This window comes from Hungatella sp. (assembly GCF_046966825.1).
On sequence record NZ_JBKVCZ010000015.1, the window covers coordinates 39,557 to 58,640 of the forward strand.

Annotated in this window: 21 protein-coding genes and 3 tRNA genes; 1 reads left to right on the forward strand and 23 read right to left on the reverse strand. The window is 50.5% G+C overall.

The features are described 5' to 3' along the window. Nucleotides 1-11 precede the first annotated feature (11 nt). The 22 genes from atpH to ACLTD4_RS07220 form a co-directional block, all read right to left on the reverse strand. Nucleotides 12-560 carry an ATP synthase F1 subunit delta gene (gene atpH / locus ACLTD4_RS07115; RefSeq protein ID WP_055659134.1) on the reverse strand — a complete coding sequence of 183 codons (549 nt, stop codon included), beginning with the start codon at nt 558-560 and terminating at the stop codon, nt 12-14. Beyond that, complete coding sequence (gene atpF / locus ACLTD4_RS07120) at nt 548-1,063, reverse strand: F0F1 ATP synthase subunit B (RefSeq protein ID WP_002605127.1); 516 nt, start codon at nt 1,061-1,063, stop codon at nt 548-550. The genes atpH and atpF overlap by 13 nt, the downstream gene beginning before the upstream one ends. Before the next feature lie 43 nt (nt 1,064-1,106). After that, the gene (gene atpE, locus ACLTD4_RS07125) at nt 1,107-1,364 is read right to left on the reverse strand and encodes an ATP synthase F0 subunit C (protein ID WP_002605128.1); all 258 of its coding nucleotides are present in this window, start codon (nt 1,362-1,364) and stop codon (nt 1,107-1,109) included. 71 nt (nt 1,365-1,435) lie between these two features. Then, nucleotides 1,436-2,137 (reverse strand): F0F1 ATP synthase subunit A, encoded by a 702-nt coding sequence (atpB, locus tag ACLTD4_RS07130; protein WP_055659136.1) that lies wholly within the window; start codon nt 2,135-2,137, stop codon nt 1,436-1,438. Nucleotides 2,138-2,188: 51 nt separating this feature from the next. Next, nucleotides 2,189-2,590: an ATP synthase subunit I gene (locus ACLTD4_RS07135; RefSeq protein WP_002605130.1), complete on the reverse strand. Its 402-nt coding sequence runs from the start codon at nt 2,588-2,590 to the stop codon at nt 2,189-2,191. 20 nt (nt 2,591-2,610) lie between these two features. Then, nucleotides 2,611-2,946, reverse strand: a complete 336-nt coding sequence (locus ACLTD4_RS07140) for an AtpZ/AtpI family protein (protein ID WP_055659138.1) — start codon at nt 2,944-2,946, stop codon at nt 2,611-2,613. 224 nt (nt 2,947-3,170) lie between these two features. Further along, nucleotides 3,171-4,145 (reverse strand): hypothetical protein, encoded by a 975-nt coding sequence (locus tag ACLTD4_RS07145; RefSeq protein ID WP_117623018.1) that lies wholly within the window; start codon nt 4,143-4,145, stop codon nt 3,171-3,173. After that, entirely contained in the window at nt 4,145-5,533 is a 1,389-nt protein-coding gene (locus tag ACLTD4_RS07150) for a radical SAM protein (RefSeq protein ID WP_117623017.1), read from the reverse strand. Before ACLTD4_RS07150 ends, ACLTD4_RS07145 begins: the two co-directional genes overlap by 1 nt. Nucleotides 5,534-5,732: 199 nt before the next feature. Continuing rightward, complete coding sequence (trxA, locus tag ACLTD4_RS07155; RefSeq protein ID WP_002605134.1) at nt 5,733-6,053, reverse strand: thioredoxin; 321 nt, start codon at nt 6,051-6,053, stop codon at nt 5,733-5,735. A 14-nt stretch (nt 6,054-6,067) separates the two neighbouring features. Further along, the gene (locus ACLTD4_RS07160; protein WP_117623016.1) at nt 6,068-7,471 is read right to left on the reverse strand and encodes a cytochrome c biogenesis protein CcdA; all 1,404 of its coding nucleotides are present in this window, start codon (nt 7,469-7,471) and stop codon (nt 6,068-6,070) included. Between the two features lie 156 nt (nt 7,472-7,627). Further along, a complete protein-coding gene (locus tag ACLTD4_RS07165) occupies nt 7,628-7,846 on the reverse strand; it encodes a helix-turn-helix domain-containing protein (protein WP_025530931.1) in 219 nt (72 codons plus the stop codon). A 10-nt stretch (nt 7,847-7,856) separates the two neighbouring features. Further along, nucleotides 7,857-8,303, reverse strand: a complete 447-nt coding sequence (locus ACLTD4_RS07170) for a DUF2975 domain-containing protein (protein ID WP_055659218.1) — start codon at nt 8,301-8,303, stop codon at nt 7,857-7,859. A 197-nt stretch (nt 8,304-8,500) separates the two neighbouring features. Beyond that, nucleotides 8,501-9,571: a MupG family TIM beta-alpha barrel fold protein gene (locus ACLTD4_RS07175; protein ID WP_055659220.1), complete on the reverse strand. Its 1,071-nt coding sequence runs from the start codon at nt 9,569-9,571 to the stop codon at nt 8,501-8,503. Nucleotides 9,572-9,575: 4 nt separating this feature from the next. After that, the gene (locus ACLTD4_RS07180; RefSeq protein ID WP_055659146.1) at nt 9,576-11,015 is read right to left on the reverse strand and encodes a PTS transporter subunit EIIC; all 1,440 of its coding nucleotides are present in this window, start codon (nt 11,013-11,015) and stop codon (nt 9,576-9,578) included. A gap of 53 nt (nt 11,016-11,068) precedes the next feature. Next, nucleotides 11,069-11,959 carry an N-acetylmuramic acid 6-phosphate etherase gene (murQ, locus tag ACLTD4_RS07185; RefSeq protein WP_117623015.1) on the reverse strand — a complete coding sequence of 297 codons (891 nt, stop codon included), beginning with the start codon at nt 11,957-11,959 and terminating at the stop codon, nt 11,069-11,071. Between the two features lies 1 nt (nt 11,960). Further along, the gene (locus tag ACLTD4_RS07190; RefSeq protein WP_055659149.1) at nt 11,961-12,818 is read right to left on the reverse strand and encodes a MurR/RpiR family transcriptional regulator; all 858 of its coding nucleotides are present in this window, start codon (nt 12,816-12,818) and stop codon (nt 11,961-11,963) included. A gap of 282 nt (nt 12,819-13,100) precedes the next feature. After that, a tRNA-Gly gene (locus tag ACLTD4_RS07195) sits at nt 13,101-13,172 on the reverse strand. Nucleotides 13,173-13,254: 82 nt separating this feature from the next. Further along, nucleotides 13,255-13,325 (reverse strand) — tRNA-Gly (locus ACLTD4_RS07200). Nucleotides 13,326-13,370: 45 nt separating this feature from the next. Beyond that, nucleotides 13,371-13,443, reverse strand: a tRNA-Phe gene (locus tag ACLTD4_RS07205). 147 nt (nt 13,444-13,590) lie between these two features. Continuing rightward, nucleotides 13,591-15,438, reverse strand: coding sequence for a putative bifunctional diguanylate cyclase/phosphodiesterase (locus ACLTD4_RS07210; protein WP_117623014.1), 1,848 nt, complete (start codon nt 15,436-15,438; stop codon nt 13,591-13,593). A gap of 21 nt (nt 15,439-15,459) precedes the next feature. After that, the gene (locus tag ACLTD4_RS07215) at nt 15,460-16,380 is read right to left on the reverse strand and encodes a DUF1848 domain-containing protein (protein ID WP_117623051.1); all 921 of its coding nucleotides are present in this window, start codon (nt 16,378-16,380) and stop codon (nt 15,460-15,462) included. Between the two features lie 42 nt (nt 16,381-16,422). Further along, a complete protein-coding gene (locus ACLTD4_RS07220; RefSeq protein ID WP_002605144.1) occupies nt 16,423-16,854 on the reverse strand; it encodes a hypothetical protein in 432 nt (143 codons plus the stop codon). Between the two features lie 197 nt (nt 16,855-17,051). On the opposite strand from ACLTD4_RS07220, the gene ACLTD4_RS07225 reads away from it, so the two are divergent. Beyond that, on the forward strand, nt 17,052-17,444 hold the full coding sequence (locus ACLTD4_RS07225; protein ID WP_055659154.1) for a desulfoferrodoxin family protein: 393 nt from the start codon (nt 17,052-17,054) through the stop codon (nt 17,442-17,444). 44 nt (nt 17,445-17,488) lie between these two features. On the opposite strand, the gene ACLTD4_RS07230 is transcribed toward ACLTD4_RS07225, so the two are convergent. Continuing rightward, on the reverse strand, nt 17,489-19,024 hold the full coding sequence (locus ACLTD4_RS07230; RefSeq protein WP_055659156.1) for a diguanylate cyclase: 1,536 nt from the start codon (nt 19,022-19,024) through the stop codon (nt 17,489-17,491). Nucleotides 19,025-19,084 lie beyond the last annotated feature (60 nt).

Sequence of the window (19,084 nt, forward strand, 5' to 3'; positions counted from 1 at the left end):
CTTTCTATTTGTTACGATAACTGCAGTTTTGACAAGCTGCGGTGCAGCTCGTTAATCTGCGTTTTAATGCTGGAGTCCACGACGCGGTCTCCAATCCGGATAACCAGACCGCCGATTAAGGACGGGTCCACCGAATACTCCATCTCAAACTCCACGTACTCCGTGGTTTCTAAAAGCCTCTGTTCGATCATGGCTTTCTGTTCACTCTTTAATTCCACGGCGCTTGCCACATGGGCCACGCCGATTTTCTTATATTCTTTGACCGTATCGATAAAATACGTGCAGATTGCAGGAATGTCCTTCTGTCTGCCCTTGTCGACAATGACTGCCAGAAAACCCATCAGATCGTCTGACACCCGGCCGGCGAAGATATTCGTTATGATACCGATCTTCTCTTCCTTCACAATCTTTGGATTATCCAGAAGTTCCGCCAGTTCCCGGTTCTCCCGCCAAATGGCAAGCAGCGCCTTCACCTCATGAAACAGGGTGTCGACACTCTGCTTTTCGATGGACTCTTCAAACAATGCATCGCCGTATACTTTTGATACTAGCTTTGCCATGTGCTCTCACCCATCTCTTTCAAAGTTTCCTCAATCAGGGCATCCGATACCGTTGTATCAATGGACGCAGCCACAACCTTGCCGGCCATGACAGAAGCGATGGATATGATCTGTTCCTTCATATCGTCAAGCGCTTTCTTTCTCTCCAGCTCTACTTCGCGGTTACCCCTCTCAATAATGCGGTTCGCTTCTTCCCTGGCTTCTGTAAGTATTTCTGCTTCGCGCTGTTTTGCTCTCTTTCTCGCATCCTCTAATATCTGTTCCGCCTCTTTATTGACGCTGGTAAGCCGTGTCTGGTACTCTTCCTTCATGGCTCTTGCAGCTTCTTTGTCATCAGCAGCGGACTTCAGTTCTCCGGCGATCTTCTGTCTTCTTCTCTCCAGGACGTCACGCACGGTGTTGAACAGCAGATAGGATAACGCGAAAAACAGGATAAAGACGTTAATGCCCGTCACAAACGCATCGAAAAGCAGCTGTGGGTCAAATCCCAATAATCGTTCCAAGGTTTCGCCTCCTCTCGCTCTCTATTCTTATCCGTTCTTCTCTTTAGCTGAATGGCTTTAAGAACATAAGGATAGCAGCGACAGCGAAACCGTAAAGACCTGTTGTCTCGGCAACGGCCTGGCCTAAAAGCATGGTAGATGTGATATCAGACTTCGCGCCCGGATTGCGGCCTACTGCTGCTGCTGCGTGTCCTGCTGCGATACCCTGTCCAATACCAGGTCCGATACCTGCGATCATCGCAAGGCCCGCACCGATTGCTGAACAACCTAAGATAAAATCCTGTCCTGAAATTCCGTTCATAGATAACTTCCTCCTGAAATCAATTTTGTATTACGCGCTCCTGCGCTTTTTGATTGTGAAAACAATCCTTGTTAATCCATCTTATCATTGACATATACCATGGTCAGCATACAGAATACATATGTCTGTATACATCCCGAGAACAGGTCACAATATACATGTAAAAATGACGGGATACCAATTTTTACAAAGATTGGCATCATGCCGTACCACAATCCCATGATTACAACGCCTGACATCATATTACCGAACAGACGAAGCGCCTGAGACAGTGGATTTGTAATCTCTCCGATCAAGTTAATCGGGAATAGGATCGGAAACGGTTTGAACATGCTCGTCAAATGACCGATTCCGTGGTTTTTAATACCCTGATACTGTGTAATGCAGAATGTGAAGATACCCAGCATAAACGTTACACCAAAGTCTCCTGTTGGTGTTCTGAGTCCAAATAAGCCGCCAATATTGCAGAACAATATGAAAATAAATATAGTTCCGATATAGTTAACGAACTTTTTCGCATTATGACCCATTGTGCCGTTTACCATGTTATCAAGCGTCTCTACTGCGAATTCCATGATATTCTGGAATGTGCCCGGTACTTCCGTCGCTTTTTTCATCTTAACATTGGTTACAATTGCGATCAGCAATATGACAATGGTCACGATACTTAAACCGATCTCAGTCGTTGTTACCCAGAGTTCCTGGCCGAATGCCTGAAACTTGAAAACGCCCTTGATCATAAAGTCCACATTATTGGCACTAGCTATGCCCATACGCTTAAGCCTCCTTTCTTACTTGATCACACCGGCTCCTGTCCACGAAAATTACTCCTCTTTTTTCCCACGTGACACGATCCTGTGTATAACCGGCTGCAGATATGCACCAGCCTTGAGTCCAAGGACTCCGATTACTAGGGCAACCGCATTGACCTGATCCGGAAACCAGACCACGACGATAACCAGAACAGCAAAAAGCACGACATAGCGGATGACCGAACTGATCACCGTCCTTTTCTGGACAGTCTTCGAATCTTCCGTCTTCATGGAGCGGTCCAGCACCTCCGCCATGGAAAAAAACATGGCAAGAGCCAGGACCATCCCCAGCAGGAGCCCGGCAAAAACCGACGGCTTCGGATACACAATAAGCGCAACCAGCATGGCTGCCACGGTAAAAATCACGATTCCGGATGAAACCTCAAGCACCAGATTCTTTGTTTCCTTCCCCAATTCACAAATCCTCCTGTTTTCTAAAGCTTTTCATCATCCTCATGTCTCCTTACGCGGCTCTTCTGCTTCGGCTTATGCACCGGCGGACGCGGCTCTCCCATTTGCTCCCGACGTGCCTCCTGATCCTCTTTTTTCTCTTCCTGTTCATTCATCCGAAGCGTTGTCATGGCTACCTTGTAGCCGTTCCATCCGCCTGCCAGAAATCCCAGAAACATCAGAAAAATCGTCAGGTTCGTCCCGGCATGCCGGTCAATCCAGCTGCCGGCAAGAATACAGACAAACACAGGCACCATGACGCTGAGACCCAGTTGGGTAACCATCATCATATTCCTCATTACGCTCTTTTTATGGCGCATGAATCCACCTGCTTTCTGCATTTTGCACATATACATGGTATTATACCTAAAAATTTTGATTTTGTCTATTATGTACGTAAATTTTACTGGATAATATTGGATGGTATACAAATTGCGGGGTTTTGTACATTTTTTAGTACAAAAAAAGGGGAGCCGGTTTGCTATATCTTACCCCGATTCCCACTTTTTTATTCAAATTCTAAAAAATTTTTAGGCTTTTTCCGCTATTTCTCTTCTTTTTTATCTGCCGTATGATAGAAATCCTTCTTACTGCATCCGGCTCTTCCGCCTCCCGCGCAGGCGCAGGCACACGCGCAGCCCGCACAGGCACAGGCGCACGCACAGCCGCCTCCGCTTCGTGGCCCGTGATAGCCGTGATAGCCGCGGCCTCCGTTGTAATGGCTCTGGTCGGAATCCCCCAGGAAGCCGAATACAGCGCACAACACACCGAAAACCAGGACGATGGTAATGGCTCCGACGATGGGGCTGTCCCCCTCCACGCCATTGCGGTACTCCCTCCAGACAACCAGCTCCGGCCGCCGGAAGCCCTCCAGGGCGCAGGTCAGCTTCATCTGTCTGCTCTCCCCTTTTTTCAGGGCCCCCTCCCACACCAGATCTCCGTCTTCCGTCCGGTCTGCGTTATGAGTCAGGATATTCCGCCTCTGCTCCCAGGTAAACTCGTAATGCTTTACACGCATTTCATCAAACCAGCCCGGTGTGAAATCGTAAAATGGCTCTTCCGGGTCGGCGCTGTTCTCACACAGCATGTTTCTCTGATGTACCGTAAACCAGAAGCGGGCCGTCTCCCCCTTGTAATAGGACCGGTCCAGATTCAGCTCCAGCATGGGATTCTCAGAAGATTCTGACGGCTGGTAACGGATTCCACCGGCCGCTCCGCCAAACTCCTTTACCACATAGTTGGGATTCGCCATGCCCAGCTTCACCCAGCTGAGAGGTCCCTCCCTTGAATCATTTAAGACCTTCCACTCATAGCTGTATGTAATCTCCAGGCTTCCATCGTCCTGGGGCGTCACGTGAACGCGGTAGTCCGTCATCTCATCTAACGGCATACAGGCGATAATCAGATACACGATCAGTACGGCCAGACCGATGGCCGCCAGAATCAGGGCCTTCCGGATTCTCTCTTTTTTCAGTTTTTTCTTTTCCTCTTCCTTGGCTTTTGCCCTGGATTTGCCCATTACGTATCACCACCCTTTTCGGATTTCCCGGTTCTGAGCGGGCAGAACAGGCTTTCCTCTTCTCCCATGGCCCGGATTTTCTTGCACATCGCATGGTTCCAGATGCTTTTCCAGGAATCCTTTTTCATATCCCCCAGAACCACACCGCCCAGCCAGCTCTGACACGGAACCGCCAGCCCGTCGGGCGTCACGGCCATGTTGGACAGACAGGCGCCGCACATGGGCACCGGTATTCCCAGCCGCTTTAAGAGCTTCACCTCCGCCCGGCCGGGTGACGTAAAACCGATCTCCATCCCCGTTTCCCGGCAGATGTCCGCCGCCGCTGTCAGGATTTCTCCCATCTCCCTGACGGACAGCTGGCTGGAGACTGAGCCGCCGGAGGAGGCGTTGCCCGTCTCGATCAGTCCGGAGCAGGTGACATACCGGACCCCCAGTCCGTTTAAAAATGCCAGAGTCTTCCCATAATCCTGGTTGTCCCTGCACAGCGGCGTATTCACGCTGACATTAAGCCCTGCGTTTAATGCGTTCCGGATGCCTTCTGTGGTTCCGTGAAAGCCGCCTTTCCGGCCGACAAGGGAATCGTGAATCCCGCTGTCCCAGGAATAAAGCGTGATCTGTACGCTGTCCAGGCTGGCCTCGTAAAGCTCCCGGCATAAATCCGGCGTAAGCAGGATTCCATTGGTATTGAGGCGCGTCACAAACCACCGGGAGTACTCCACCAGCTCCACTAAGTCCCTGCGCAGCGTCGGTTCCCCACCCGTAAAGGTAACCTGCGGCACACCGGCACTTTTCAGCCTGTCGATAATTTTCTTCCATTGCTCCGTATTAAGCTCTTTTCCCTCTGCCTCCGGCTGTCCGGCGGCGTAACAGTGGCGGCACTGCAAATTACAGTTCCAGCCTCCGTCCGCCTTCGTCATGGCGCTCACCATCAGATCCATCCGGTGGGGCGCCGTCATATGGGGCGCATACTCCCGCAGGGACAGCGGTTCGATCTCCCCGGAGGGTTCCTCTCCGCAGGCGACGCCGTAGAGCATGACCAGCATTTCCTCCAGATCGCCGCGCAGCTGTTCCTCAGGCACCCGGTACGACTTACCCGTCCTATCCACGGCCGCCGTCACGACCTTTTCCATATCTTTTTCGTCCATGGGACGGCCGTCAAACCGGTTCACCTCACGGATAAAATTCCCCAGGAGAACCGCCCAGGAGTATCCCAGAGGAAGAATGTAATATCCATTTAGAATCATCGCATAAGGATTTTTTCCAAAGGGGCGATATTTCGGGGGAATCAGATGAATCCGCACCGCGCCCGGCCCTTTCGGGTTCAGAGTCGTGTGTACCACGCCCTCCTTCCAGGCCCTGTATGCTGCCGCCTCCCGTTTTAACACCATGACGCCTCCTCCTTTCCTGCAGCTGCCTCACTTCGGCTTTCTGTATGTATACTGAAAATTTTACCACAGTGTCTGCCGGAAATCCATATGTTTAAAAGTACAAAAAACCGCCGGATAAGCGCCCGGCCCGGAATCTCTTCCGAACCGGACACTCAACCGGCGGTCCATAATCCATATTCTTAACGCAGTCCATTTTCGGCTATCTGGCCTTTTCCACCATATCCAGAACGGCCTTCTTGCTCTGCACGCCAACGCTGGTCGCTACAACCTTGCCGCCCTTGAATACAAGCAGGGTCGGGATACTCATAACGCGGTACTGTCCGGCTAAATCCGGCTGCTCATCGACATTTACCTTGCCAACCTTCAGTCCCGGATGATTCTCCTCCGCGATCTCATCAATAATCGGTGAAAACATCTTGCACGGTCCGCACCAGGTCGCCCAGAAATCGACGATCGCGATGTCACTGCTCTTTAATACTTCCTGATCAAAATTTTCCTGTGTAAATGTTACTACTGCCATAATATGGTTCCTCCTTATTCTGCGCTTTCTGAAAGCGCCTGTGTAATTATATTTTTCATAATGTCTTTTGTCAGCGCGCCGCTTGCATAGCCGATGACGCGTCCTTCACGGTCAATCATGAACGTGGTTGGAAATGCTGTTATATAGTATTGTAACAGAACATCACCCGTTGTGTCCATAAGTGCAGGATAAGAATATCCGTTATCCTCCATAAACTTTGTCACTTCTTCTATAGTTTTGTCATTATTGTTCGGATTATCCTTCGTTTTTGGATTTGCCACGCTTAAAATGACAAGATCCTCTGAATTCTCTCCGTATTCCTTATAAAGAGCCTCGATATCAGGCATCTCCTCGCGGCATGGCGGACACCAGGTCGCCCAGAAATTTAAAAATACGACTTTTCCCTTATAATCCGAGAGCTTATGTTCTTCTCCGTACTGATCCACCAGAGTGAAATCAGGCGCTTCCACACGGTCCGATGTATCCGGAAGACTGCTCTCTGTCTCGCCGGCAGCCGCGCTTTCAGTATTCTGTCCGTTATCCCCGCTCTGTCCCGCGCTCTGATCCGGATTCTGTCCGTTATCAGCCGGATTCTGCGTCTCGGTCTGCGGCGCCGTCTCTCTGCTATCAGGAGTACCGTCTCCGCTGCCGGAAGGCGCCTGGGACTCGGTCACGGTCTGGCCGCCCACGCCAAAGCTTGATAAGTATCCGGTAATTCCGTTCATCCAGCCGGTAAACATCATAACGCCCATGGCGATCATCAGCACGCCGCCGGCCTTTGTCGTGTACTTCACCACATTCTGATGCTTCTTAAAGAAATCGAGCACCGATCCGGTAAACAGTCCCACGGCCAGAAACGGAATGACGAAGCCCAACGTATAGACGCCGATCAGCAAAAATCCGGTCCCCTGGGAGGTTGCCGAGGAAGCCATCAAAAGAACGCTTGCAAGCGCAGGTCCCACACAGGGAGTCCATGCGAAGCTGAAGGTAAAGCCGAGCACTAATGCCAGGAGCGGGTTCATCGCCAGCTGATTCAGCCGGAAAGGAAGCCGGTGTTCCTGCCCCAGCACGGAGCTTCCGAACACACCCAGCTGGAATAATCCGAACAGGACGACGATAATGCCGCCGATCCGTGCGAACAGGGTTCTGTTGCTGCCAAAGAACCGGCCCGCTGCCGTAAATCCAAAGCCCAGCAGGAAAAATGCAAAGCTGACGCCGATTACGAAAAACAGCGTATTGATCATAACTTTTTTTCTCGAATACCGGACGCGTCCCTCTTCATCGACGGTCCTCGTTCCTCCTGCCAGATATCCGATGTAAAGCGGTACAAGTGGCAGCACGCAGGGTGAGAAAAAGCTTAAAAGTCCCTGAATAAATACTGTAATTGCCGGTATTCCGACTTCAACTGAAAATCCCATATCGCCTCCTGAAAGTGTTATTAACTGTAATTTTATTTGTTTCAGTTTGTACTGTTATTATAAAAGTTACAGTTAATATTGTCAAGTACTTTCGGAAACTTTTTTAATTATTTTTATATTTTTACAACGGCTCCCTAAGTCATGAGCGGCAGTGATTTACTCGGCCGGATCATCCGGAACGTATTCCAGAATGTCTCCCGGCTGGCAGTCCAGCGCCCTGCAGATCGCCTCCAGCGTGGTAAAACGGACGGCTTTCGCCTTATTATTCTTCAGAATGGATAAGTTGGCCATGGTGATATCCACTTCGCCCGCAAGCTCCGTCAATCCCTTTTTCCTCTTTGCCATCATGACATCAAGATTTACTACAATCGCCATTCTATCCCTCCTATATTGTCAAGTCGTTTTCCAGCTTGTACTGCACCGCCTTCTCAAACACCTGGCAGAGCACGATGGAAAAGAGTCCGGCAATGGCAAACACGATAATGATGACAGCCGTCGCCGGAGTGAGCGATACCGGCAGGCGGATGATGGAGAGAAGCGCAATCATGAAACTGCATTTGCCCATCTTTTTAAGCGAACCGGCATTTTCCATGACAAACGGATTATCCGTCAGGACAGTGAGAAACATCCTCCGCAGCTCCTTTATGATGAACAACGCCATCACGCCGGAAGCCATATAGATCACGCATTGAAACACATAGTATTTCCGGAAGCTCTCGATGTAATTCCCGAAAAAATAAAACAGCACCGGGATGGCCGCAGTCAGCACAATCCCGATATAAAACATGGCATCCAGCATATATTTTGTAAAACGAACCAGTTTCGTATTCATAACAGGCACTCCTTCTTTCCGTTTCCGCTGCCGCTTTGGCGACGGCTGTTTATGAGGAAAGTTTATCACAGGGCAGAGGGGAATTGCAACAGGAAATGCGGCAGGGAGTGTTTCATAGGACAAGCTTTCTTCGTAGAAATCAGAAATCAAAAAAATCAGGAAGAAATCCGTCAAACAAGATTTCTTCCTGATTCTCATCACTGTCCGTCAGCCGGGCAGAGATAAAATCCCATCCCTTCCCTGATATACGGTAGGTATTTTCTGTCCTTTACGGCCACCTGTCCGATCACATTCACGCGCGGATCGGAAGGCATGTCAACCCTGCAAATTTCAAGCTCTCCCATGTACCGCAAATACGCTTCATTGGCAATACATATCTTTCCCGCCAGCCTCTGGCCGGAAGGCTCTCCCGCTGTGTCTCCCGCAATGACCCGGTCCCTGCAGTTAAAACGGGATTCCTGGGATCGGATCACATATTCGCTGGAATCCGGCCGGTCATGATGGATTACCGCTCTCTCGAATTCATAACCAGGCAGTATATCCGCATGCAGGGCCACGTATCCTTTGCTCAGCGCAGCCAGCTGCGTCCATACCTCCTCCGTCACATCGTTGTCGCCCACCAGAACAATATCGGAATCCGCCTGGTACAGCTCCAGCATATGGAGAAGCACCTCATCCCTGGAAAACCGGTGTTCCTCCACCGTGGGAAGCCCTTCACAGAGAGGGCCGCGCAGCTCGGAATTCCCCGGAACAAATGCCATCGTGGTAAAGCCAAGGATTTTGAGCCTTTGATTCATCTCCTTTACACGGTCAAGTGACAAACCGGTATATGGTTTCGGGTAGTAATTGTGGCAGGCGGCAAAGCGGGTAAAATCTGCCCCTGCCGCCGCCCAGTTCTGAATATCTTCCTGTGAAATCGTAGAGGCGTTGAAAACGATATGAAATTTTTCCGAAAGCGCAACCGTTTCCTCTGCTGTAAATCCGAAGTCGAGACGGATATAGGTAATCCCCAGTGACAGCAGTTCATCGAAGGAGGCGCAGCCCAGCTTTTCTAAAGTAACCGGGCTGACATCGACAATCAGATTGATGCCTGCATCTCTGCACTGCTCCAAAAGCTTTCTGGCATCTCCTCTATAATCGATGCCCGTCTCCTCCGGGATGTGCATGGAGGTAAACGCGTATCTGATGCCGGCTTTCCGGGCTTTCCTGATTATCGCCTCGTTCTTTTCCACGCCATTGCTGAAATAGAGCGATATTCCTGTTTTCATAAATTTATTCCCCATAGACTTCGTTGATCCGCTTCTCATCCACACCAAAGAACCAGGTCAAAATGAAACCGCCGGCGTAAGCCGCAGCCATAGCGATAATATATGGAATCTGCTGTCCCGGCTTTACGATCAGCAGGCCGAACAGCCCCGATACCCCCTGGGATACGGTTCCCAAATGAAACAGCGCAGAGAGAACACCGCCGACACCGGCGCCTAAACAGGCGGTAATAAAGGACTTACCAAGCGGAAGCGTTACTGCATACATGAGCGGCTCGCCCACGCCCAGAATACCTACCGGGATCGAATCGCGGATATAGCCTTTCAGCTTTTTGTTCTTTGTCTTAAAGTAGAGAGCCAGACCTGCGCCTACCTGTCCGCCGCCCGCCATCATCAGGATAGGAAGAAGATAGTTGATGCCCTGCGTTGCGCCGGCCGGGTCATTTAACATGGCATGGATGGGCGTCAGCGCCTGATGAAGCCCGACTGCAACCAGCGGAAGGAAGCCTGCCGAAAGGATATATCCGCCCACAACACCGAGTTTTTCATATACAAATGTCAGCACAGTATAAATACCAGATGTCAGAGCCGCGCCGACCGGCTGTATGATCAGAAGGATCACAAGGCCGCCGATAATTAATACGAGCAGAGGACTGATAAACGTATCGATCAGATCAGGCATAATCTTACGGATGTGCTTCTCTAAGAATGCGAAAAATACGCCTGCGATCAGAGCGGCCAGCATACCGCCTGCTGCCGGGTTGAACACATTACCGGTGATCGGCAGAAGAATCTGCGCGTCGTTATATTTGGCTAAAAGCGGCATCGCAGTATTGGCGATACACATAGCGCCCGCAATTCCTCCCAGAGATGCGGAACCGCCGAATTCTCTTGCGGCGTTGTAGCCGACCAGGATTGGCAAATAGGCAAACAGAGCCCATCCCATGGTGCGGATGCATTCGTACCACCAAATTCCGCTGAGCGCGCCGCCTGTGGAAACATTAACAACATTGCTGATTCCGTTAATTAAACCTGCTGCGATGATGCCCGGAAGAAGCGCTACGAAAATATTGGCAATCTTCTTCAAAAAATTCTGGAGCGGTTTATCGTATTTGGCCTTCTGCGCGGCTTTATTTTCCTTAGCCAGATCCTCCACATTTCCGCCGGCGGAAGCCGGGGCGTCTGAGACTGCACCCTTGGGCAGCCCTGTCAGCTTGGAGAACTCCTCCAGCGCCTTATTAACCTTTCCCGGCCCCAGGATAATCTGAAGCGTTTCCGATTCCACGACGCCGAGCACGCCTTCCACTTTTTTAATTGCTTCGATATCTACAATGCTTAAATCTCTCACGCTGATGCGCAGACGGGTCATGCACGCGGCATTGCCCAGAATATTGTCTTTTCCGCCAAGCAGCGAGAGGAGCTTTTCACTCAATTCCCTGTAGTTCATATGGTCCCTCCTGTTTTAAAGATCAGACGTTCTGTCCGATCGTCAATTATGTGTTATAAAGCATTCCTTACATGACCGCCGGCCGCCTCCAGATGCGTCTTCGCTTCCTTTGCACCGCAGCCCAGCAGGATCATGACTATGGCCGTTTTAACATGACCGTCAGCCTCTGAAAGAGCGGCTTTCGCCTCTTCTCTCGTACAACCGGTGGCAGTCATGGTGATATTTTGAGCCCTTACAACCAGCTTCTCGTTAGTCTGCTGAACGTCCACCATGAGATTCTGATATACCTTTCCGAATCCCACCATACTGCCGGTTGATATCATATTCAGAATCATTTTCTGGGCGGTACCGGCCTTCAGTCTTGTAGAACCGGTCAGGACTTCCGGGCCTGTTACCGGCTCGATAGCAAGCTTCGCGGCCTTTCCTACTTCTGACTGCCGGTTGCATGCGATTGCGACCGTTTTGCATCCAACGGAATCAGCGTATGCGAGACCATGGATCACATAGGGGGTCCTTCCGCTTGCGGCGAGACCGATCACGATGTCATTTTTGTTGAGAGCCAAATCCCTTAACTCCTGTACACCCAGGGTCTCACTGTCCTCCGCGCCTTCCACCGCCTTTACGAACGCCCCTTCACCGCCGGCAATCAGACCAACTACCAGATCGGGAGACACTCCAAAGGTGGGCGGGCACTCAACGGCATCCAGAACTCCCAGCCTGCCGCTGGTTCCTGCTCCCATGTAAATGATTCTTCCGCCGCGATTTAAGCTTTCGGTCGCCCATTCGATCGCTGTGGCAATCTCCGGGATAACCTCTTTTACAGCTTTGACGACATTGCCGTCTTCCTCATTCATCACGGCCGCCAGTTCAGCAGGAGTCATCTGATCTAAATTCATGGTTCTATCATTTCTTGTCTCTGTTGTCAGCTTTGTCAAATCAAGCATTCTAATATTCCTCCAATGGTTTTTGAATGTGTGTTTTCGGAAAACTCCTCATGCAGCTCTCATAATGTTTATTTACATAGGCAACATAGAGGATATCTACCATGTTTAATTGTGAAATTCTGGACGACATGGCTCCGCTGCGCAGAATCAGTTCCGTAGCGGCCACGGCCAGCACGCAGTCCGCCTCGGCTGCCAGCTTGGAATCAGCGGCCCTCGTGAGCACGATAACTCTGGCGCCATTGGCTTTTGCAGCCTTGGCACAGGTGATCATCTCCTCCGTCAGTCCGGAATAGCTGATCACGATACCGAGATCGCCCCTTTTCATGGTTCTTGCGGCCAGCAGCTGAGCGTGCCAGTCGTCGCAGATATTACACAGTTTCTCCACACGTATCAATTTTAAATACAGGTCTCGTGCAACAAGTAAGGAGGAACCGAGTCCAAACAGCTGGATAATCCTGCTCTCTTCGATCATTTTGACGCAGGTGTCAATAATCTCCGGTTCTACCAGCTTTCTTGACGTCTCAAGAGACTCGATGTTTTTTCGTGTAACCTTTTGAATAATGTCCTCTGTCGACGGCGTGGGGATGATCTCCTGAACAGATATCTCCCTGCTGTCCTTAAACAGAGCATTTTCGTATACAAGCGCATGCTGGAAATCGCGGTATCCCGCGCAGCCCAGCTTTCTGCAGAGTCTGATAATGGTCGCCGGCGACGCATAGGCCAAATCTGCAAACTCGTGTATACTCTTTCCAATCACCATATCCGGATGATTTAAGATGATTGTTACTGCATTCTTTTCCGCTGCGCTTGCCTTGACCTGATAGTCTTTCAGACGCAGCAGCAATCCTTTTGCTGCCATATTTCCTACCTCTCCTTCATCATAGCATATGAAATAATTGTGTCAATTATACGGGGTTGTTATGAAATTTTATTGCATATTATGATTGGTTTTATGTGAGATTTCAATGGAAAGTTTCGGATTTTTAAGAAATGTAAAAGAGAATCCTGCTGGCAGACCACGCCTGCCGGGAGGACTTTTCGATATCACAGGAGGACTTTTTGATATCACAGACGACTTACTTATAAAACAAAAAGACCGGACTCCTGCAAAACTGCAGGCCTCCGGCCACCAAATAAAAAGAGCGCGAGACGGGGATCGAACCCGCGACCCCAACCTTGGCAAGGTTGTACTCCACCACTGAGCCACTCGCGCATAAACAATGAAACAAAGTATGAACTTTTTCGTAAAAGCATTATAACATACATCTCATGAAAATGCAACAGAAATTTTCTAAAGCGGGTGATGGGAATCGAACCCACGTATCTAGCTTGGAAGGCTAGTGTTCTACCATTGAACTACACCCGCAAAGGAAATTCCAAAAGCATTTCAAATGTACTCTCGCGAGCACAATGCCCAAAGTCGGAATCGAACCAACGACACGAGGATTTTCAGTCCTCTGCTCTACCAACTGAGCTATCTGGGCAGACATGCGATGTCCTGTGCGTAATCGGAATCAGTTTGAAGCAGCTGCTCCTCTCACTCACAACACGAATAAGTTTACAAGATTTCCCTGCATTTGTCAATATAAATTTCATTTATTTTCTCGAAATCATTTTCACGAAACCGCATATCACTGTTCTCCGTCGAGCACCTTTTCAAACTGATCCATCGGCATCGGCCTATAGAATGCGAAGCCCTGAATCAGATCACAGCCTACGGATTTTAAGAATTCGATCTGCTCCTGACGCTCCACGCCCTCGGCTACGGTGCTGATATTCAGCTCTTTCACCATGTCGATAATATATTTCAGGATCGTATGTTCCCGGTTCACATCCACGCTTACACGGAAAAATACTCCATCCAGCTTCAGCACATCGATAGGAAGATCTTTTAGAAGCCCCAGAGACGAGTAGCCGGTGCCAAAATCGTCGAGGGAGCACAGAAATCCGTAGTCGTGCAGCTCTCTCACCACCTGCAGCAGATACTCCTCGTGCTCAAAAGCGGCCGACTCCGTCAGTTCAATCTCCAGCAGCCCGTCAGGAATCCCGTACTGCTTCTTGATGCTGGCGTAGACCGGGATGAAATCCGGGTTATAAAACTGTATTTTAGACACATTGACGGAGACCGGCACCACAGCCAGCCCTTTCTCCATGCGTTCATGCAGCCATATACACACCTTTTCGAAGACGAAACGGTCCACTTTTCCAATAAAATGATTCTTTTCGAGCACCGGAATAAAGAGCCCAGGGGAGAGCAGGCCATTGCCCGGAACCGCCCATCTCACCAGCGCCTCCGCGCCTCTCACGGCACCATCCTCCACGCCCACCTTGGGCTGCATATAGACGACGAACTCCTCATTATCCAGACCTTCCTGCATGCGGTCCTTCACCTTCATCTCCGCGATCAGCTTCTGCCGGATCTCATCGCCGTAGAACGCATAGTGCTTTCCCGGTTTGTTCTTGACTTCCTTCTGGGCGAAATTGGCCCGGTTGACCATCATCACCGCCTCCGGCTCCTCAACCAGATCCTCCACGCAGCAGATTCCGCATGCAATGGTCATCATGTGGCGGTTCGACATGACAAGGGCAGAATTTAAGAACTCTTCATCCACCTGTTTCTGTGTCTCGAGCAGCTCCTCCCGGCTCTCATAGCGGCGCAGGAGTACAAACCGGTCCGCCACGTCGCGGCCCAGCAGTTCCTCTTCCTTCAGACGGCTCATGATGAGCCGCGCGTAGTCTTTCAGCAGCTCGTCCCCGTACGAGTAGCCGAATACGTCGTTTACATACTTGAAATTTTCGAAATCAATATAGAGAACCGCGAATCTGGCATCGGTTTTCCGTTCCAGTATACGGTTTACCTCGGAGTAAAACTTCTCCGTATGGTACGCCCCGGTCAGCTCATCTCTGGACGCCAAATCCTCCAGCTTTTCGTTTGTATCCTTTAATTGAAAGAATTTTCTTATGTAAAAATACATGGCAAAAGCAAAAGCGATGGCGCTGACCAGCGCAGTTGCCGAAATCATGCGCACTGTCCTTCCCGCCATATCGCTGGAATACTGCTCTATGGCAAAAACCGTGTTGTTAGCTATCTCAAACAGCCTCTCGCTGGAATCGATCAAAAGATCTGCACTCTCCCCCTGCCTCACAGCGTCGATCTCTTCCCTCACGGTCTCCCACTGCCCCTTCAGCAGATTTAAATTCACCTGGTACAGCTTGCAGTCGGTGGAGACCAGGCCATACACACCGCGGCCGGTCACCAGCTCGTCTAAGATATCATCCACATACCCGATCAGTTCATCGTCGGGGCGGCCGTTCGTCTCCAGCTTCACCACCCGCTGGGAAGCTCCCCTCACGATTCCCACATAATTTATCAGCTTCCCGTAGTCCCGAATATCCGAAATCCGCTCGATCGAGACCGCGCTGATCGCCACAAGCAGACCTAAAAGCAGCGGAAACAGTATTCTTAAATGTTTTTTCATTGGTATCCCCCTGATCAGGTTTTATTCTCCGGTCAGAATCCGGCTCGTCCTGCGCACCGTGATCCGGTCCCCTTCTTCCACCCTGCCGCAGAGCAGCGGTGAATCCACATCATACTCTTCCCTCCGCCTCATGACAGCGCCCTCACTGTCATTGGCGTAGCAGTATTTGCAGCCGCAAAGGCAGGTATCATACGCCCCCGTTTCCACGCTCTCCACACACCCGCATTCCGGCCTCTGGTTTTTATCTTTCTTCATACGAACCGGAACGCCCAGAATGCGTTCAATCATCGCCGGATCGACACAGCTTCCATGGCGGACTCCCACTTCGCTTAAATCCACGGTCTCCGCACAGCTTTCCACCGTCATGCCGTACTTCTCCGCCGTCTTTACGAACCTCTCACCCGTTCGTTTCATGGTCTCTTCATCCGGCAGCTCCAAAGGGATGCCCCTCATGTTGCGTTTCGTCTTCCCATAGCAGTCCAGGAAGCTGATGACCACCTTATCCGTACAGCCGCAGATTCCTTCTGCAATCGCTTCAAACGCACGGAAATGGTACTCCGCCGGGTATCTTTCATTAAAAAGCACCGGATCGTACCGCCACACCATGCGGTCCCGTCCGGCCGTTTCCGCAGTTTCGCGGAAGATACGGATCAGCTCGTGTTTGTCCGGAAGCCCCGGTTCTATGTCACGGCCGTATCCGGTCAGTGTAAACTGTATGTAATACGGGATTTCTCCCAATTCTCCGATCCTTCTCATCATAGGAGCAGGATTCTTCGTCCAGAACACCACTAAATCCACCAGGTCGGGAGAAAGCATGATCTTACTGACCTGGTGGCTGTTCATCGGATTCTTCACATAGAGAAATCCCTCTTTCATTCTATTGAAAAACCAGTCGGAATAATACTGTGGAATATCCGTCCTTCTGCTCACACTCAGTATCATGGCTGCACTCCGTTTCTCACAGGATAAAGCCATTATACCCCATCAGAGAGCCTCCTTCAACCGTTCCACATTATTCTCCTCAAATTTAAGAAGCCGCTTCATCAGAGCCGTCACTTCCTTTTCCGCCTCTTTCTCATACTGATTGATCCGTTTGACCGCATCAATAATCCCCATATTACTGCCCTGAATCAGCATTTCCGCAATGTGGGAGGAAGACTTATCCATCAGGGTCTTCATATCGATCATCAGGTAGGCCATAATTTTTTCCAGGGCGCCGATTCCCTTCTCATCATAGCCATGGCGGTTCAAAAGCTTTTTCGCTTCCTCATGAATCTGCTCGTACTCCTTAAGCTGCGCCTCAATCCGTTTCTTAAACGCCTCATTGTCAATCATAGGAATCAGCTGATTTAAGGTTTCGACACCCATCTGGGAATTTTGATAAATAAAATTAAGCATTTCCGCGTCTGCGCTCATATCCAATACCTCTTTTCATATTATTATAGATTTCCATCATAGTATTGGGTAAAATGCGGCAATTCATTCTCCGGACAGCGCCATAGAACAGAAAAAGCTTTTCAGCTTCATGTATAAAAGGAAGGCAAATCAGGGAAAATAATGGAGTATCCGCAGCAGACAACCTTATGAAATCATCATTATGACAGGAGGATTCTATGAATAAACAGCCTGTATTTTTAACGGACAGAGACCGCCTCGTGGTACTGGAGGCCATCGCGGGAATGCCTAACGCGGCAGTCCCGGACAGCTTAAAACCATTTGAGGTACTGGAGCCCAACACCTCGGAAGGCGCTTCCGAAAAGCACCTCCCCATCATTGAAACCGACGGAAACCACGTGACCGTAAAGGTCGGAAGCATCTTCCATCCCATGAGCGAGGAACACAACATCGGATGGGTCTGCTTACAGACGAAGGCCGGGGTCACCATGCGGGTGCCCTTAGATTCCGCTTGTGAGCCGGTCGCCCACTTTACGCTGGAGGACGGCGATACACCGAAGGCGGCCTACGCCTGGTGCAACCTTCACGGTTTCTGGAAGACCGAGGCATAAAACCCAAGGTTCTCACCTGTACAGAGAAGCATCCCAAACCATTTTCAGGTCGCGGGATGCTTCTTTTCTTTCTTCCATTCAAGTAATTTCTCTGTAAGCTCCGGATCGAACTGGCGGCCCTTGCACCGCTCAAATTCTTCCAGGATCATCATCTCATCTTTGTACCTCGTCCCTCTTCCATTCAAACCGTACTTCATACGGTCATAGGCGTCTGCGATTGCCAGGACGCGCGCTTCAAACGGGATCAGTTCACCGGCCAAGCCGCGTGGATAGCCCGTACCATCCCAGTTTTCATGGTGGTAGAGCACTGCCTCCGCGTACATGGCGGTATCTCCGTTAGCATGGAGTATGCGGCCGCCCACCTCCGGATGGCGCAGAACTTCTCTCTGTTCTGTCTCCGTCAGCATGCTGTTTTTATTGAGTATTTCGTCGGAAATGGAGGCCATCCCAATATCATGCAGAAGTCCGGCGCTGCATAAGCAGGCCACCTCCTCTTCACCGAGTCCCATCCAAGTCCCAAAGTCATTGATAAACTGCCTGATTCTCAGGCTGTGGTCTCTCACCTGACGGTTGCGTTCAAACAGCGATTCCAGAATCATATGTACGGCCCCGTTAAACCGGCTGCCGCCTCTGACCTGTTTCCGGCTGTACATCATATCCTCGGCCGCGGCCACGATGAAGGACAGCTGCTCCTCCGGCGTATTTTTTGTGGCGGCGCCCCAGGAGAAGCTGAGAGGAATTCCTGAGATGGACTTCTCTTCCATGGCCATTTTCGCTGACTGCATATAGCGGCGCACCGTTTCCAGGTTCGTCCTCGGAAACAGGATTACAATCTCGTCGCCGCCGACCCGCATCAGCGTATACTCCGGTCTGGCGTTTCGTTTCAGCTCATCCACAATGACCTTGATCGCCTGGTCGCCAAACTCGTGGCCCAGCGTATCATTGATAATTTTCAGGCCGTCGATATCCACCATGGACACGGACAGCGGAAGATTCTCCAGCACGTCCATGTCATGCATCTCTTCTTTATAAAACTGGCGGTTGTAGATTCCGGTCAGCGGATCATGCACACTTCGGTTCCAGAAGTCTCTCTGTCTCTTCTTCAGTTCCGTAATATCCGTGATCACACTCCGGAGCAGATCGCTGCTCACCAGTTCCTCTAAGCCCGGGATCTCCACCTCTTCCCGATAACAGTTGGTGGTTACCATGACATCCCGGACCTCATCCGCACCCCGGATCTGGACTTCAATGGATTCCGGCGTTTTCTTCTTCAGCACCCTTTGGATCATTAAGTACAATTCATCCTGAAATTCAGGCAAAACATACCGGGGAAAGCGGTGCAGCTGGCATTCCTGCAGAGGAAAGCCCAGAAGACGGCAGAGCGTATTGTTGGCCGCTATGATCTGGCCGTTGTGGTTGTATACTACGTATCCTGCAGGCGCATCCTCATAGAGCCGCTGGTATCTCTGCTTCAGCAGCTCATTTTCCTGCATAATCCGTTTCATCTCTTCATTCTGGAACAGGAGTTCCTGGTAATAGATACTTAAGTCGCTGATGTCGACTTTTTCCTTTTCTTCCATTTCTACACCTCTTAATACTCATTTTCCTCTCCTTACGGAGCAGAGTTTTTACAGCCCCCC

Coding starts and splice junctions, on each gene's coding strand:
- ACLTD4_RS07220 (WP_002605144.1), bottom strand. CDS start 16,854: ATGAGCGCAGACGCGGAAATGCTTAATTTTATTTATCAAAATTCCCAG.
- atpB (WP_055659136.1), bottom strand. CDS start 2,137: ATGGGCATAGCTAGTGCCAATAATGTGGACTTTATGATCAAGGGCGTT.
- ACLTD4_RS07170 (WP_055659218.1), bottom strand. CDS start 8,303: ATGAATACGAAACTGGTTCGTTTTACAAAATATATGCTGGATGCCATG.
- trxA (WP_002605134.1), bottom strand. CDS start 6,053: ATGGCAGTAGTAACATTTACACAGGAAAATTTTGATCAGGAAGTATTA.
- ACLTD4_RS07160 (WP_117623016.1), bottom strand. CDS start 7,471: ATGGGATTTTCAGTTGAAGTCGGAATACCGGCAATTACAGTATTTATT.
- ACLTD4_RS07230 (WP_055659156.1), bottom strand. CDS start 19,024: ATGGAAGAAAAGGAAAAAGTCGACATCAGCGACTTAAGTATCTATTAC.
- ACLTD4_RS07140 (WP_055659138.1), bottom strand. CDS start 2,946: ATGCGCCATAAAAAGAGCGTAATGAGGAATATGATGATGGTTACCCAA.
- atpH (WP_055659134.1), bottom strand. CDS start 560: ATGGCAAAGCTAGTATCAAAAGTATACGGCGATGCATTGTTTGAAGAG.
- ACLTD4_RS07145 (WP_117623018.1), bottom strand. CDS start 4,145: ATGGGCAAATCCAGGGCAAAAGCCAAGGAAGAGGAAAAGAAAAAACTG.
- ACLTD4_RS07165 (WP_025530931.1), bottom strand. CDS start 7,846: ATGGCGATTGTAGTAAATCTTGATGTCATGATGGCAAAGAGGAAAAAG.
- ACLTD4_RS07175 (WP_055659220.1), bottom strand. CDS start 9,571: ATGAAAACAGGAATATCGCTCTATTTCAGCAATGGCGTGGAAAAGAAC.
- murQ (WP_117623015.1), bottom strand. CDS start 11,959: ATGCTTGATTTGACAAAGCTGACAACAGAGACAAGAAATGATAGAACC.
- ACLTD4_RS07190 (WP_055659149.1), bottom strand. CDS start 12,818: ATGGCAGCAAAAGGATTGCTGCTGCGTCTGAAAGACTATCAGGTCAAG.
- ACLTD4_RS07150 (WP_117623017.1), bottom strand. CDS start 5,533: ATGGTGTTAAAACGGGAGGCGGCAGCATACAGGGCCTGGAAGGAGGGC.
- ACLTD4_RS07180 (WP_055659146.1), bottom strand. CDS start 11,015: ATGAACTACAGGGAATTGAGTGAAAAGCTCCTCTCGCTGCTTGGCGGA.
- ACLTD4_RS07225 (WP_055659154.1), top strand. CDS start 17,052: ATGAATAAACAGCCTGTATTTTTAACGGACAGAGACCGCCTCGTGGTA.
- atpE (WP_002605128.1), bottom strand. CDS start 1,364: ATGAACGGAATTTCAGGACAGGATTTTATCTTAGGTTGTTCAGCAATC.
- ACLTD4_RS07215 (WP_117623051.1), bottom strand. CDS start 16,380: ATGATACTGAGTGTGAGCAGAAGGACGGATATTCCACAGTATTATTCC.
- ACLTD4_RS07210 (WP_117623014.1), bottom strand. CDS start 15,438: ATGAAAAAACATTTAAGAATACTGTTTCCGCTGCTTTTAGGTCTGCTT.